At 42.8% G+C, this 14,311-nt stretch carries 17 protein-coding genes; all 17 read left to right on the forward strand.

Translation table 11 applies throughout. The annotated features are described in order from the left end of the window. The first annotated feature begins 8 nt into the window (after positions 1-8). A complete protein-coding gene (locus tag AC3QLY_RS12140) occupies positions 9-338 on the forward strand; it encodes a DUF4133 domain-containing protein (protein WP_492989791.1) in 330 nt (109 codons plus the stop codon). A gap of 14 nt (positions 339-352) precedes the next feature. Continuing rightward, positions 353-1,162, forward strand: a complete 810-nt coding sequence (locus AC3QLY_RS12145) for a hypothetical protein (protein ID WP_492989792.1) — start codon at positions 353-355, stop codon at positions 1,160-1,162. A gap of 44 nt (positions 1,163-1,206) precedes the next feature. Further along, positions 1,207-3,729 (forward strand): TraG family conjugative transposon ATPase, encoded by a 2,523-nt coding sequence (locus tag AC3QLY_RS12150; protein ID WP_492989793.1) that lies wholly within the window; start codon positions 1,207-1,209, stop codon positions 3,727-3,729. Then, on the forward strand, positions 3,686-4,081 hold the full coding sequence (locus tag AC3QLY_RS12155) for a hypothetical protein (protein ID WP_492989794.1): 396 nt from the start codon (positions 3,686-3,688) through the stop codon (positions 4,079-4,081). Before AC3QLY_RS12150 ends, AC3QLY_RS12155 begins: the two co-directional genes overlap by 44 nt. After that, positions 4,078-4,764: a conjugal transfer protein TraI gene (locus AC3QLY_RS12160; RefSeq protein WP_492989795.1), complete on the forward strand. Its 687-nt coding sequence runs from the start codon at positions 4,078-4,080 to the stop codon at positions 4,762-4,764. The genes AC3QLY_RS12155 and AC3QLY_RS12160 overlap by 4 nt, the downstream gene beginning before the upstream one ends. A 10-nt stretch (positions 4,765-4,774) precedes the next feature. Then, positions 4,775-5,425, forward strand: coding sequence for a hypothetical protein (locus AC3QLY_RS12165; protein WP_492989796.1), 651 nt, complete (start codon positions 4,775-4,777; stop codon positions 5,423-5,425). 2 nt (positions 5,426-5,427) lie between these two features. Continuing rightward, positions 5,428-6,066, forward strand: a complete 639-nt coding sequence (locus AC3QLY_RS12170) for a TerB family tellurite resistance protein (RefSeq protein ID WP_492989797.1) — start codon at positions 5,428-5,430, stop codon at positions 6,064-6,066. Between the two features lie 10 nt (positions 6,067-6,076). Then, entirely contained in the window at positions 6,077-7,285 is a 1,209-nt protein-coding gene (traJ, locus tag AC3QLY_RS12175) for a conjugative transposon protein TraJ (RefSeq protein WP_492989798.1), read from the forward strand. Positions 7,286-7,303: 18 nt separating this feature from the next. Continuing rightward, the gene (gene traK / locus AC3QLY_RS12180) at positions 7,304-7,927 is read left to right on the forward strand and encodes a conjugative transposon protein TraK (protein WP_492989799.1); all 624 of its coding nucleotides are present in this window, start codon (positions 7,304-7,306) and stop codon (positions 7,925-7,927) included. 11 nt (positions 7,928-7,938) lie between these two features. Next, positions 7,939-8,421, forward strand: a complete 483-nt coding sequence (locus tag AC3QLY_RS12185; protein WP_492989800.1) for a hypothetical protein — start codon at positions 7,939-7,941, stop codon at positions 8,419-8,421. Positions 8,422-8,423: 2 nt separating this feature from the next. Further along, positions 8,424-9,731 (forward strand): conjugative transposon protein TraM, encoded by a 1,308-nt coding sequence (traM, locus tag AC3QLY_RS12190; protein ID WP_492989801.1) that lies wholly within the window; start codon positions 8,424-8,426, stop codon positions 9,729-9,731. A 28-nt stretch (positions 9,732-9,759) separates the two neighbouring features. Further along, complete coding sequence (traN, locus tag AC3QLY_RS12195; protein WP_492989802.1) at positions 9,760-10,602, forward strand: conjugative transposon protein TraN; 843 nt, start codon at positions 9,760-9,762, stop codon at positions 10,600-10,602. 74 nt (positions 10,603-10,676) lie between these two features. Then, complete coding sequence (locus tag AC3QLY_RS12200; RefSeq protein WP_492989803.1) at positions 10,677-11,834, forward strand: hypothetical protein; 1,158 nt, start codon at positions 10,677-10,679, stop codon at positions 11,832-11,834. Between the two features lie 84 nt (positions 11,835-11,918). Continuing rightward, complete coding sequence (locus tag AC3QLY_RS12205) at positions 11,919-12,467, forward strand: hypothetical protein (RefSeq protein ID WP_492989804.1); 549 nt, start codon at positions 11,919-11,921, stop codon at positions 12,465-12,467. Positions 12,468-12,692: 225 nt separating this feature from the next. Continuing rightward, positions 12,693-13,745 carry a hypothetical protein gene (locus AC3QLY_RS12210; protein ID WP_492989805.1) on the forward strand — a complete coding sequence of 351 codons (1,053 nt, stop codon included), beginning with the start codon at positions 12,693-12,695 and terminating at the stop codon, positions 13,743-13,745. Positions 13,746-13,757: 12 nt separating this feature from the next. Further along, on the forward strand, positions 13,758-14,051 hold the full coding sequence (locus tag AC3QLY_RS12215; protein ID WP_492989806.1) for a hypothetical protein: 294 nt from the start codon (positions 13,758-13,760) through the stop codon (positions 14,049-14,051). Between the two features lie 64 nt (positions 14,052-14,115). After that, positions 14,116-14,310 carry a hypothetical protein gene (locus AC3QLY_RS12220; RefSeq protein ID WP_492989807.1) on the forward strand — a complete coding sequence of 65 codons (195 nt, stop codon included), beginning with the start codon at positions 14,116-14,118 and terminating at the stop codon, positions 14,308-14,310. The last annotated feature ends 1 nt before the right edge of the window (position 14,311 follow it).

Genomic DNA, 14,311 nt, shown 5'->3' on the forward strand with positions numbered 1-14,311 from the left:
AAATGGTTATGGCAAATAGTGTATATCAGATTAACAAAGGAATTAACCAGAGCATAGAGTTCAAGGGTTTGAAAGCGCAGTATATATGGTATCTGGGCGGCGGTGTTGTTGCCCTGCTTATCGTCTTTGCGGTAATGTATATCATCGGCTTGCCTACATACCTGTGTATCGGCCTTATCCTATCCGCAGGAGCATTCCTCGTCATGAAGATCTACGCCATGAGCAATAAGTATGGAGAGTATGGCTTGATGAAAGCCCTTGCCCGTAAGCAAATCCCGAAGCTCATCAAATCGCGGAACAGAAAAATTTTTATAGGAACTAAAGAAAAAAAATCATGAAAAGAGAATTGCCGATGTATAGCATCGAAGGAACCGACTTTGTGGTTGATGTAGCTAACCTACAGCTTATCGAAAAGGCAAACCCGGAAAACGTAATACCTCTGTCAGATATGCGGGATGTAGGCGATGGATATGTATTTGATTACAGCCCTAAAGAAAAGAACATACCGATGCTGTTCAGTGATGATACGGATGTAAAAACAATTAAAATACCTGAGCTGGTACAGCTTGACCCTATTGGAATGTCGGAAAAATATGGCTGTTCCATTCACGAGATGCAGGGTAAAACAGATTTTTCATTAATGGTAGATCAGCAGGCTCTCGGAAGAAGATTAATGGGACAACTAACGATGGTAGATATTGCCGGCCATACCTTCTTTGTTGATATCCGTATGGACATGCTTCGTCCTAAAGACGATTTTCTTTCCAAAGGAATTGTATTAAGCCAGATTGATCATTTCTATGATGATGATCGTAAAGTTTACACCATTCCTTACAATCCAAAGACGCATGAATTTCACGATCTGGACTACGATAACATTACGTCTATTCCCAAAGACCTTATCGTTGTTTCGTTCCCTCACGAAAGCGTGTTAGACCCCATAGGATATAACCGGAAAGGCGGCTGGGATGAAACATACGGATTAAAAGAAACCAATGTAAAATCTCATTTCGAGGCTAAGGTGGTGGATTGGAAAGAAACCGGCATCGAAACAACGATACAAGAAAATATCAATAAGCAGCATAAACAACAAAAGCTGCCTAAACAAACCGATAAAGAACAAAAGGCTGGCAAGCGGCAACGCAGAGGGCCAAAGCTATAATGCTGCCAGGATGCAGTAAGTGACAACAGGTAAAATAAAGTGAGATGGAAAAAGTGTTGGATGATATATTACCGATAATGGATGTGGAGCATGAGTGCATCCTGAGCAAGCAAGGCGATGTAACAGTCGTTTTTAAGGCAGACCTGCCGGAAATATTTACCCTTTCCGATCAGGAATATGAAGCCTTTCACCAGGCTTGGATAAAAGCGATTAAGCTGCTTCCCAAATTCAGTGTGTTCCATAAACAGGATTGGTTTCTGGAAAGCAGCCATAAACCCGACTTCTCAAAAGAAGATACCAGTTTCCTCAGCCGGGCCAGCGAACGTTTCTTTAATGAACGTCCTTTTCTCGCTCATACCTGCTACATCATGCTTACGAAAAAGCCGGAAGGCCGGAAAACAGCCAGCTCGATGTTTTCAAGCCTCTTGCGGAAATCCATAGTGCCGGAAGAAACTTTGAGGCCGCAGATGCTACAGGACTTCCTTGACAGTACGGGGCAATTCAAGCGGATTATGGAGGATAGCGGGTTTGTGAAGCTAACAAGATTAAGAGAAAAGGAGCTGCGCAGCCATAGCCGTAAAATGGGATTGGTAGAACAGTATTGCTACCTGTCTGAGCGAAATGATAGCTTCCTGATGGGCGATATCGTTTTTGATGAAGCGATGCGTGTGGGCGATAAATACTGCCAGCTATATACGCTGGGCGATGCAATAGATCTTCCTGCACTATGCGGCAGCCGCATCAACTACGATAAATACAGTACAGACAAAACGAAGTTCAGTGTCGGCTTTGCTTCTACGTTAGGCCAGCTTTTGCCCTGCAATCACATCTACAATCAATACATCTTTATTGAAGATGCACAGAAAACCATCCAAAAGCTGGAGAGTAAAAGGCTGAGGCTGCAATCCCTTTCTGCATACAGCAGGGAGAATTTAATTGCAAGGGACGCTACCAACGATTTTCTGAACGAAGCCATCAGCCAGCAACGGTTGCCGGTCAAGGCGCATTTCAATGTGCTTGTATGGACAGACAACAAAGAGGAACTCAAAGATCTGAAGAATATGGTATCCTCTGCACTGGCACAGATGGATGCAGTAGCCAAACAGGAAACCATTGGCGCTCCGCAGATATTTTGGGCGGGCATTCCAGGGAATGCCGCAGACTTCCCGATGAATGATACGTTTGATACGTTCGCGGAACAGGGAACCTGCTTCCTAAACCTCGAAACCGGCTACCGATCTTCTTTAAGTCCGGTAGGTATTCGCATGGGCGACCGACTTACAGGCAAGCCCGTTCATGTGGACATCAGCGACGAGCCTATGAAAATGGGTATCTGCACAAACAGGAACAAATTTATACTTGGGCCTTCCGGTAGCGGAAAATCATTTTTCACCAACCACATGGTACGCAGCTATTATGAGCAAGGTACGCATATCGTGCTGGTGGATGTGGGACATAGTTATAAAGGACTTTGCGACATGGTGAAGGGCTATTACTTCACTTACAGCGAAGACAATCCCATCCGCTTCAATCCCTTTTACATAGGCGAAGGCGATAGCCTTGATACCGAAAAGAAAGAAAGCATCAAAACACTGCTCCTGGCACTGTGGAAGAAAGACGATGAGGCATTCAAGCGGAGCGAATACGTTGCCCTGTCAAATGCCATTGGCGGTTACTACAATTATCTGGAAAAAAATACGGCCGGGTTTCCCTGTTTCAACAGTTTCTATGCTTTTCTGCGGGATGAATACACGCAGGTGCTGGAGGGTGACAGGGTAAAAGAAAAGGATTTCGATATAGACAACTTTCTCTATGTGCTGCGCCCTTACTACGAAGGCGGCGAATTTGATTACCTGCTGAACGCTACCGAAAACCTGAATTTATTGCAGGAAAGGTTTATCGTGTTTGAACTGGACAACATTAAGGATCACCCTATCCTGTTTCCGGTAGTAACCATCATTATCATGGAGGTCTTCATCAACAAAATGCGGAAGATGAAAGGCATCCGCAAAATGATATTGATAGAAGAAGCCTGGAAAGCCTTAATGAAAGAAGGGTTTGCCGAATACATCAAATACCTGTTCAAAACAGTCCGCAAATTCTTCGGTGAAGCAATTGTGGTAACACAGGAAGTAGAAGACATCATTTCTTCTCCGGTGGTAAAGCAAGCCATCATCAATAATAGTGATTGCAAAATCCTGCTCGACCAAAGCAAGTACCAGAACAAATTTGATCAGATACAGGAACTATTGGGGCTAACGGAAAAGGAAAAAGCTTTGGTACTCTCGGTCAATAAGTCCAATGATCCCGCTAAGAAATATAAAGAGGTATTCATCAGCCTGGGCGGTATGATGAGTAAAGTGTACCGGACAGAAGTAAGTCTTGAAGAATATCTCGCATACACTACCGAACAAACAGAGAAGGTAAAGCTGATGGAATACGCTGCAAAGTTTGATGGAGACATACGCAAGGGCATTGCGGCAATGGCAGAAGACATTAGGAATAAAAGTAAAGAAATATCCGATGAAACTGAAAAAACTGATACGGGATCTGTGCTGCGCAATTAAGATAATCGTGTATTTCGGCAGGGAGCATCATGCCACCATTTCTATGATGACGGGTATCTATGGAAAACAACCATTGCACAATGATATGGTTGCAGGAGCGGATACGACGCTGAGCATAACATCCTATGGCAGCTTTTATAAAATCACACGTACCGATTACATCAGCAACATACCTGAGAACGAAGAAACGTGGCTTGCTACCTACGGATGGCATTCTAACGGGCATCTGATTGAAATAGGCGGTGATCGGTACTGCATTTTCGATACGGTTTCTAAATCGCTGTACCTAGAAAAGCTAACGGAACAAGGAAAGACAACAATTGAATTATTTACTAAAATCTTGAAGCAATGAAAAAATATGTAAGAATGATGCTTGTGGCTCTTTGCATTTCCTTCACCGTTCTTCCGGTACAGCAGGCAAATGCAACACCTATAGCCATACTGGAGATCATCAAGGCGGCGGTTAAAAAAGTGATAAAGGCGGTTGACTTAAAAATTCAGCGTTTGCAGAATAAAACGATCTGGTTGCAGAATGCTCAGAAGACACTTGAAAACACTTTATCTAAGTTGAAACTGGATGAAATTTCTGACTGGACGGAAAAGCAAAAAGAACAGTACCGAAAGTATTACGACGAGCTGGCGCAAGTAAAAGCAATTATCTCCTATTATCAACGCATCCGGGATATTACCAAAAAGCAATTGCGCCTCGTGGACGAATACAACAGGTCATGGGCACTGATCCGGCAGGACAGCCGCTTTACAGCAAAAGAAGTGGTGTATATGGAAAAGGTGTATTCGGGTATTCTCGATGAGAGCCTGAAGAATATTGACCAGATCAATCTCATTATTAAATCCTTCACCACTAAGATGAGTGATGCCAAAAGGCTGGAGTTGATCAACAATGCAGCCGACCAGGTAGATGCCAACTACTCAGATCTGGTACAGTTCAATAGGCAGAACACTTTACTAAGCCTTCAGCGTGCTAAGACCCAAACTGAAGTGCAGGCAGTTAAAAAATTATATGGACTTCCTTAAATCAACACGTATGAAAAAGATAATCTTATTTCTAATACTGTTTGTATCGGCAGGGGGCAGTCTGAAAGCACAAACTTTTGCAGAATGGTTCCAGCAAAAAAAGACACAGAAGAAATACCTAATCCAGCAAATAGCGGCACTTCAGGTATATATCGGGTATGCAAAAAAAGGGTACACTATAGCCAAAGAGGGCCTAACAACTATTGGAGGCTTCACCAGAGGCGAATTCATCCTGCACACAGATTATTTCAATTCATTGAAATCTGTCAACCCCGAAATCAAGCGATATGCAAGGGTTGCAGATATAGTAGCCTTACAGCTCAAAATTGTACAAAACTACAACCGAACATACCGCAGGCTTAACGGCAGCGATGCACTTTCAAATGATGAACTGGCATACATCCGCAGGGTCTTCAGCAGGCTGCTTGATGACTGCGATAAAACACTGGATGAGCTTATCACAATTACCACCGATGGAAAAATGGAAATGAAGGATGATGAGCGCATGAAGAGGATTGATATGCTATACCTGGATATGCAGGATAAGTTCACATTCTCGCAGAGCTTTTCTAATGATGCTGTATCACTTGCAGCATCAAGATTGAAGGAGAAAATAGATGTACAAACCAGCCGTGTACTGCATGGCATTAAAAACGAGTAACAATGAAAAAGGTAATAGTAATTATATCGCTGTCATTCCTGGGTTTGCTTCCTGCTGGCCGTGCATCTGCGCAAGCCGATGAGATAGCACAGCTTTTACTCAATGTTGAGAAGCTGGCGCAATTCAAGCAGATCCTGAGTGACATGAAGAAGGGTTACCAGATTTTGGAAGGTGGCTACAACACCATAAAGAATATCTCCGAAGGCAACTTCAGCTTGCACAAGACTTTTCTTGACGGTTTAATGGGTGTAAGTCCTACTGTGCGCAATTACCGGCGTGTAGCGGATATCACTAACTACCAGATCACCTTAGTTAAAGAATACCGTAATGCGTATGATCGGTTCCGGCGGGATAATAATTTCAATCCCGATGAGCTGGCATATTTAGGCCGGGTTTATGACAACTTGTTTAAGGAGAGCCTGCGTAATCTGGATGAACTGCTCACGGTCATCACGGCAGGCAAAGCCCGCATGAGCGATGATGAACGACTGCAAACCATTGACAGGATTTATGCCGACATGCAGGATAAATTAATGTTTCTGCGGCACTTCAATAATAACACTACAATACTGGCTGTGCAACGGGCGAAAGAGCGCAACGATGCACAGACCATTCGTAAAATTTATGGGTTAAACAATTAAATAAACAGATATGGCGAAATGTGGAAAGACCGCCTGGCTGGCGGTGGTGGGGTTGATAATGCCTTTTATAAGCCGTGCACAAGGTATAGCCGATGAAATGAGAGGGATGCACGGTGTATTGGAACAATTGTATGATGAGATGATGCCCTTGTGCAGCCAGTTGATCGGCGTAGGCCAGGGATTGGCGGGATTTGCGGCAATGTGGTATATCGCATCAAGGGTATGGGGACATTTATCAAGAGCGGAACCTATTGATTTTTATCCGCTGTTCCGTCCTTTCGTTATTGGGTTTTGCGTGATGATATTTCCCTCCGTTTTGGGATTGATCAATGGCGTGATGAAACCTACTGTGACAGCTACTGCTGCAATGGTAGAAAATTCAGATAAAGCTATTTCGGTGCTTTTGCAAAAAAAGGAAGAAGCCATCAAGAAAACGGATGTGTGGCAAATGTATGTGGGAGAAAGCGGTAGCGGTGACAGGGATAAGTGGTATAAATACACACACGATAATGAGGACCCTTCCGAAGAAGGTTTTTTTGAAGGCATTGGCAACGACATCAAGTTCGCCATGTCTAAAGCCTCTTACAACTTCCGCAATTCGGTAAAGGAATGGATGAGTGAAGTGCTTAGGGTTCTATTTGAAGCGGCATCCCTGTGTATTGATACGCTACGAACGTTCCAGTTAGTTGTATTAGCGATACTTGGCCCTTTGGTATTTGGGATTGCAGTATTTGACGGTTTTCAGCATACGCTTACCGTCTGGATAGCCCGCTATATCAACATCTTTCTATGGTTACCTGTCGCCAACATCTTCGGAAGCATTATAGGGAAGATACAGGAGAAAATGCTGGAGTTGGATATATCACAGGTGCAGGATTACGGTGACACATTTTTCAGCAGAACCGATGTAGCTTACCTGGTCTTCATGATAATCGGCATAGTCGGATACTTCACTGTTCCCTCCGTAGCGAATTACATTGTTCATGCCGGTGGTGGTGGCGCATTAGGTCACAAGGTCACAAGCATCTTCGGCAGTTCTTCCAGAACGGTAGTCAATACAGCATCAGCCGGTGTGGGCATGGCCGTAGATGCTATGGGAAGCGCGGCAAACCGTATGTCGCAAAGCATGGCCAGTAGCGGTAATTCCAATCCTTACTTCGGTAATAGCAGTAGTGGCAAATCTGGCTATATGAACGACAAGCTAAAAGGCAATTCATAACAATTCAAAGGAGGATATATGTTCAAGAAAATGAAAAGTATTGATACAGCTTTCCGTCATATCAGGAGTTTCACCCTGGTAGTGATTATAGGTTGCGTACTGATATGCTGTTTTGCATTATACAAAAGTTTCAGCCTTGTGTCGCAGATGCAAAGCAAAATATACATCCTTGCAAATGGCAAGGCACTAGAAGCCTACGCATCGGAACGGAAAGACAATATACCCGTTGAGGCAAGGGATCATGTAACTACATTCCACAAACTATTCTTTACGCTTGACCCTGACGATAAAGCGATCACAGCAAATATTACCAAAGCCTTGTACCTGGCAGACCGGAGTGCCAAACGAGCCTACGATGATCTGAAGGAGAACGGGTACTATGCAGGACTTATATCCGGCAACGTCAATCAAACTGTTGTTGTGGATAGCGTGGCGGTAAATATCAATGATTACCCGTACAAATTCCGTTGCTATGCTACGCAGAGTATTATCCGACCGACCAGCATTACTACCCGTAGCCTGGTGACAGACGGTGCATTGCGGAATGTATCGCGCAGTGACAATAATCCACACGGTTTCCTTATCGAGCGATGGAGTACGATTGATAACAGGGATTTAAAAACAGTAAGCAGGCGACAATAAAAATCAAGATCATGAAACTATTTCCAAAAAGAAAAAAGGACGATGCTGAGCTAAAGCCCAATGCGCTTTCCAAAGGAATAACAGCGGGCTATCAGCGAATACAGGGTGGCTGGGCAAGTTGGATGATGAGGCGAACAGAGAATTTCTCACGGCGTACATGGTTTGTACTGCTTATTCTTTTCGTTCTGTGTACCGGCACATACAGCATTTATCTGGGAGTAAGTGCTTTTACCGGCAAAAAAAGCAATTTAATAACCATAACACCCATCAAAAAGCCGAAACACGTAACTGAAACGGGGGAAGCAAATGTTGAACCAGCGGAAGTGTCTGAGGCTGAATACAGCCGCATCAAAAGGTTCAGGGTGTATATGGATAGCCTGGCACGAAGTCCCGCGGGGAAAACTCTTTATGACAGCATAATCCACCATCGTCCAGGACTAATGGACAGTGTGCGATTTATTGAAAATTATTATCAACAATTAAAACAGAAATAAAAATGGAAAAGCAAGTAAAAACTCCGAAGGAGATCAGGCAGCGCAGGTTCTTATTGGTATTACCACTTCTCGCATTGCCTTTTATGACCATGATCTTTTGGGCACTTGGCGGTGGCAAGGTTGAAAAGGTGGAAGCCCAGGCATCTGCAAAGAAGGGATTTAACATTAACCTGCCCGACGCCAATTTCAAAGATGACAAACCGATGGACAAAATGAGCTATTACAATCAAGCTCAACTGGATTCTATCAAATTTCAGGAAATGGTAAAGAATGATCCCAATTACAGGAATATTGGATTATCAGGTACCGATGAATACCTGTCGAATGACGAAGATACCTTTCAGCAGCCTGCCAGTCCCAAAGGTTTGAATACATCACTTCAGGGAAGCCGGGGACACAATGACCCCAATACTGATAAAATCTACCGCAAGCTGGCAGAACTGGATCGGGAGATGAACAAGCCAGTACCGATATCATCAGACAATGACGAGTATGATACATACCAACCCACTTCATCAAGAAACCGCAATAGTGCCACGGTATATTCTCCTGATGTGGAAAGGCTGGAACAAATGATGAACATGATGAATCAGTCTAATGGCGAAGATCCAGAATTGCAGCAATTGAATGGTATGCTTGATAAGATATTGGACGTACAAAATCCCGAAAGAGTGCAGGAGCGACTAAGACAAACTTCTGAAGCAAACCGAGGACAAGTATTTGCGGTATCATCGAAAAAGAAAGACAATAGTATCACGCTGCTTGATACGGAGCATATATCCGGCAATACAACCAATGGCTTCTATTCACTTACCGGGGCAACAGCTATCGAAGATTCGCAGAATGCTATTCAGGCTGTTATTCACGAAACACAAACTATCGTAGATGGCTCAATTGTCAAGTTGAGATTGGTAAATGATGTTTTCATAAATGGCGTTCGCATTCCGAAAGACAATTTCCTCTTTGGAATAGCCTCATTGCGTGGTGAGAGATTAATTATCAAGATTAACAGTGGACGCTTTGGCAATTCTTTATTCCCGGTTGAATTATCGGTATATGACATGGACGGCCTGGACGGCATTTACATTCCCGGAGCGATTACAAGGGATGTTGCAAAGCAGTCCGCAGACCGTTCTATGCAAACAATTGGGCTAACCAGTCTTGATCCGTCGTGGGGCGCACAGGCAGCAAGCGCAGGTATTGAAGCTGCAAAAACGCTGTTCAGCCGAAAAGTAAAGCTAATCAAGGTAACTGTGAAGGCAGGGTATCAGGTGCTTCTGCGCGACGAAAAGCAAAAACAATCCAACTAAATATTTCAATCACTTAAAATTCCAAAAGATGAAAAAGATCAGTGTAGTAATGGTAATAGGAATTTTCCTGCTATTTACAATTTTCAAGACTAAGGCCCAAACAAACACAGCCTGGCAAACCAAAGCAATCGAAACGTATCATGTAACAGTTGCTTTCACCAAAACCACCAACATCATCTTCCCTTATGCTATCGTTAGCGTAGATATAGGAAGCAGGGATGTACTGGCGCAAAAAGCGAAAGGTGTAGAAAACATTTTGCAGATAAAGGCTGCAAAGGACAGTTTTCCGCAAACAAACATCAGCATCATTACGGCTGACGGCAAGCTCACGTCATTTCTCGTTGATTATGACAACCAACCGTCAGTGCTAAACTTGGCTCTCACAGGCGTAGGCAGGCAAAATACTATCTCCATTCCTTCAGAGAACATTAACCAGGAACAAATGGAGCATTTTGCTAAGATGGCTGCGGAATCAAAAGCGAAGACAAGAGGCATAAAGGATAAAACTTTCGGCATTCGCTTTAAGCTGAACGGAATCTTTATCCATGAGGACATAATGTTGCTACGCTTCAATATTTCCAATCAAACCAATATCAACTATGATATTGATCAATTGAGGCTTTATATCCGTGACCAGAAGAAATCCAAAAGGACAGCAACACAGGAAATTGAAATATTACCTGTACTTGTGCAGGATAATACCAGCAAGGTTGCAGGTCAGTCGGATAATACAATTTTGTTTGTTGTACCAAAGTTCACCATTCCTGATAAAAAATATCTCGCTGTGCAATTAATGGAGAAAAGTGGCGGTCGGCATCTGGAGCTGCATGTGAAGAACAAGAAGATTATAAAGGCATTGCTGATTGATTAGCATTCGGCAATGAAGCCAATCATTCCATTCCCATAAATCTCAATCAGCATCTATTTCCTCTAAAAAATTGAACTATGAAAATCAGGAAAGACGATTATCAGGAAGTCCTTGAATACCTAACAAATAAACGTTGGGAAGGTGAAGAATTTGTAGCGTTTCTCAATGATGACTTACCTGCCAGTAAAGAAGAACTATACACATTCTCTACGGAATATGATGCCAGGGAGTTCTGCTATGAAATGTCAACCGAGATAGACTTTTACAACTTCTTATCAATACGGTCGGCGTACAGGGCAATGCAGGAAGCTGCGGAAGATAGTAAGCTAATGATTGAAAGGGATGGCATCATTGACGTTTCTCTGATGGTTGCTGTTCGATATGAAAGATTAGAAAGAGAACAATTAAATAACAATCAAAATTCAAAAGTCATGAATCAGAAAAATTTTGAATACCTGCGTGACCAAGTAAAGTACACGGGGTTTGGTGAAGGGTTGGAAAATGACCTGAAGCAAAAAATTCAGGAAGGGAACCCGGAATTTAAGTTAGCCTACGAAACCAAGTACGGCAACGATACAGTAAACGCAACATTGAATTTCAGCCAATCCAAGCAAAGCGATATGTACTTCTTTAATTCCTATCAGGTGAATGTACAAAAGGAGAACGCTGCTGAAACAATGGATCAAACCTTCTACATCAATAAAGGCAACAACATTACCCTGAAAGAAGCCTATAACCTGATGGAAGGCAGGTCGGTCAATAAAGACCTGACCAATAAGGAAGGACAAGTGTACAATGCCTGGGTACAGATGGACTTTAAACAAAGTGACGATAACGGGAATTTCAAGTTGAAGCATTACCACCAAAACTATGGCTATGATCTGGAGGCTGTCTTGTCTAAGCATCCTATCAGGGAATTGAGCAACGAAGAATACAAGGCTAACCTGATGAATTCTCTCAAAAAAGGCAACCTGCAATCTGCAACGTTTCAGATCAACGGCGCAGACCATAAGCAATACATCGAAGCAAACCCTCAATTCAAGACAATCAGTATTTATGACAGCAGTATGCAAAGGGTGGATAACCGGCGATCAAAAAAAGAACAACAATCTGAAGGCGAAGGCCAGTCAGTTAAACAAGATGGTAAAAAGGAAAAGCAGACACCTGCTGAAGATGATGGCCCTGAGATGCCGAAGGCATCTAACAAAAAGAAGAAAAGGCAAAGCATCAGCTAAGGATTAAACAGACCAGCTTACTATAAGTAACCGTGATGTTGGATGTGTGAAAGGGAAACTATTTATAAGAAAAAGCAAAGTCAAATGAAAAGTCAAATAATAATGCTGTTAGTATTCATCATCGGTATTTCAGCATGCAAAAAGGATAATAATGCAACAGTAACCGAGGAAGAAAATAAAACGGTGCTGCGACGATCTGGTTCAAGCGCAGTTATGCCTGATAACCCCGACAACGCCTATGGCAGCATAGGTTATTGGCATAACGAGATCGTTGCGTATATGCAGGAATGCAAACAGCCTAACAATGAGCCGGATGTAAAAGCATCAACACAATGTATCCTCCGCTTTTGCAGGGAGAATGAACGTCCCGAACCACCTGCATCGCTGTATATTACAGTGGAGCAGACGGTACGGCAAAGCAATGAAAGCATTGAGAACCTTATTGCGAATTGTCCTTATGAAGAACCAGTAAAGGCTGCCCTGGATTCGCTGGTGCAATTGATAAAGCGACTGTCAGACAACGAAAGTCCTTATCCGGTCATTAAAGCCACTATTATGGACTATGAGCGCAGGATAATCCAGAATGATATGCTTACTCCTGAAGGACGCGGTATTGCACTTAAAGCAGCATAGGTGGCACGTTACTCCATTTATTATTGGATAAACACGCTCCCTCCTCCGGTTCCAGTGGCAGCTTTTAAGTTTAAGAACATTGTGAAATGGATTGCTGCGGTAACAAGTGATATCGGCGGTGCTATTGTGAGCGGCAATGTGGAGTATGCTGCCGATTGCAGCAGCTATGCTTATGATCTGGTGACTTACAGTATGCCTTAATTGTGTACCCTTAAAAGTCAGGTTATGAATAACAGCCTTGTGAACAGAGTGGAAGCGGAATTGAATCAATGGTGGTCAAGGGAAGAACGGTTTAGCAAACTGTTCTCCTTTAACCTTTCATCGAACAGAGCATTGCTAAAAGAAAAGCTGGATTACTATGACCGTATAGCGGCAAAATACAAAGGCACGCAGGATCTGGACGAACGGCTTGCGCTTAGGATGTTGCGGCAGGAACGCAGCCGCATTGAGAAGCAGCTTTACCCTAACCTGTTAATAAGGCTGTTGCGACGATTATTGGTAGCACCCGTAAAGGAACAAATTGTGATTAGGCAGGATAACAGGAAGACAGAACAAAACAGCCAAGCACTGCACCAACAGGTGCAGCGCACTGGCTTTCCTGATCTTTCGGCAAAAATTGATGAGCAGATAAGACAGGGACAACAACAGTTTTCCATTCCGGTTTCTTATTACCTCAACGATAAGGAAAGAATAGATCACCAACTATCATTTGTAAAAGATCAATCCGGGCAATATCATTTTGAAGGGTATAAAACTGCTTTGTATAATGAGGCAAAACCGAATGAAAAACGCCAGCAATACTTTAGTATGCGCCACGAGCATAATCTCAATACTACGGAAGCCTATAATTTTTTGTCTGGCCGGTGTATTCAGAGCGGCGGAATCTGGTTACAGCTTGACCTTAACGATAAGGACCAGCATGGCAACTTTCGTATCAAGCAATTTCATTCCGATTACGGATATGATCTTGATAAGGTACTACAGCAGCTTCCTTTGAGGGAGTTAACGAATACAGTCGAAACGGAAAAACTGAAAGAGGCATTAAAGAATGGCGAAAAGATTTCTGTGAGTTTTGTAAAGGATGGCAATGAACAACGATTTTACATTGAAGCAAATCCACAGTTTAAATCAGTTAATATTTATGACGAGCATTCAAGAAAGATAACCCTACATACGGCATTAGGCAATAAGACAATAGATGCCATGAAAGTAACCCACAAGGCGAATGAGCAGCAACAGCAGCAACATTCTAAAAAGAACGGTATCAAAGTAGGTTAAAAAATATGGGCAATGGACAGGTTATGTTACTTATCGGATTTTTTTGAAGCCATAGAAACTGATCCACGCATTAGCATTACCCATATTGGAGTTTATGCAGCCCTGTTAGAATACCGGATGCAAAAAGGTTTCACTAATCCGATACAGGTATTCAGCCATGAGATTATGAACATCGCGAAATTATCATCGGCTATAACCTACCATAAATGCGTGAAAGAATTAAGCAGTTATGGATACATCAGGTATGAACCTTCATTTAATCGCACAAAAGGCAGCAAGATTTACTTTGCCGAAAGAAGCGATTGAAATTTAGAGTTTAATAATAATCTAAGCCCGTGACGGGCTTTGTTATCTAAAAGGGAGGTGTGAGATGGAAGATGAAGTGTTGATAAGAATAACTCCTGACAAGGCGATGGAACTATTACAGAAAGACGGGATTTACGTCAATATGGAAGAAGCCCAGATTATACTCGACTTCTTGTACAGCATGGCAAATATCGTCGTGGAGCAGTTTGTAAGCAATAGGCAATCTGATGCCATAACCGCAACAAATGACAATAAATAGC

Source organism: Hydrotalea sp. GW822-HT8A01 (assembly GCF_058798575.1).

Excerpts from the sequence above, each read along its gene's own strand:
- AC3QLY_RS12160 (WP_492989795.1), top strand. The coding sequence starts at position 4,078 with ATGAAAAAATATGTAAGAATGATGCTTGTGGCTCTTTGCATTTCCTTC.
- traK (WP_492989799.1), top strand. The coding sequence starts at position 7,304 with ATGTTCAAGAAAATGAAAAGTATTGATACAGCTTTCCGTCATATCAGG.
- AC3QLY_RS12170 (WP_492989797.1), top strand. The coding sequence starts at position 5,428 with ATGAAAAAGGTAATAGTAATTATATCGCTGTCATTCCTGGGTTTGCTT.
- traJ (WP_492989798.1), top strand. The coding sequence starts at position 6,077 with ATGGCGAAATGTGGAAAGACCGCCTGGCTGGCGGTGGTGGGGTTGATA.
- AC3QLY_RS12155 (WP_492989794.1), top strand. The coding sequence starts at position 3,686 with ATGAAACTGAAAAAACTGATACGGGATCTGTGCTGCGCAATTAAGATA.
- AC3QLY_RS12210 (WP_492989805.1), top strand. The coding sequence starts at position 12,693 with ATGAATAACAGCCTTGTGAACAGAGTGGAAGCGGAATTGAATCAATGG.
- traM (WP_492989801.1), top strand. The coding sequence starts at position 8,424 with ATGGAAAAGCAAGTAAAAACTCCGAAGGAGATCAGGCAGCGCAGGTTC.
- AC3QLY_RS12220 (WP_492989807.1), top strand. The coding sequence starts at position 14,116 with ATGGAAGATGAAGTGTTGATAAGAATAACTCCTGACAAGGCGATGGAA.
- traN (WP_492989802.1), top strand. The coding sequence starts at position 9,760 with ATGAAAAAGATCAGTGTAGTAATGGTAATAGGAATTTTCCTGCTATTT.
- AC3QLY_RS12165 (WP_492989796.1), top strand. The coding sequence starts at position 4,775 with ATGAAAAAGATAATCTTATTTCTAATACTGTTTGTATCGGCAGGGGGC.
- AC3QLY_RS12205 (WP_492989804.1), top strand. The coding sequence starts at position 11,919 with ATGAAAAGTCAAATAATAATGCTGTTAGTATTCATCATCGGTATTTCA.
- AC3QLY_RS12185 (WP_492989800.1), top strand. The coding sequence starts at position 7,939 with ATGAAACTATTTCCAAAAAGAAAAAAGGACGATGCTGAGCTAAAGCCC.
- AC3QLY_RS12145 (WP_492989792.1), top strand. The coding sequence starts at position 353 with ATGTATAGCATCGAAGGAACCGACTTTGTGGTTGATGTAGCTAACCTA.
- AC3QLY_RS12150 (WP_492989793.1), top strand. The coding sequence starts at position 1,207 with ATGGAAAAAGTGTTGGATGATATATTACCGATAATGGATGTGGAGCAT.
- AC3QLY_RS12215 (WP_492989806.1), top strand. The coding sequence starts at position 13,758 with ATGGACAGGTTATGTTACTTATCGGATTTTTTTGAAGCCATAGAAACT.
- AC3QLY_RS12140 (WP_492989791.1), top strand. The coding sequence starts at position 9 with ATGGCAAATAGTGTATATCAGATTAACAAAGGAATTAACCAGAGCATA.
- AC3QLY_RS12200 (WP_492989803.1), top strand. The coding sequence starts at position 10,677 with ATGAAAATCAGGAAAGACGATTATCAGGAAGTCCTTGAATACCTAACA.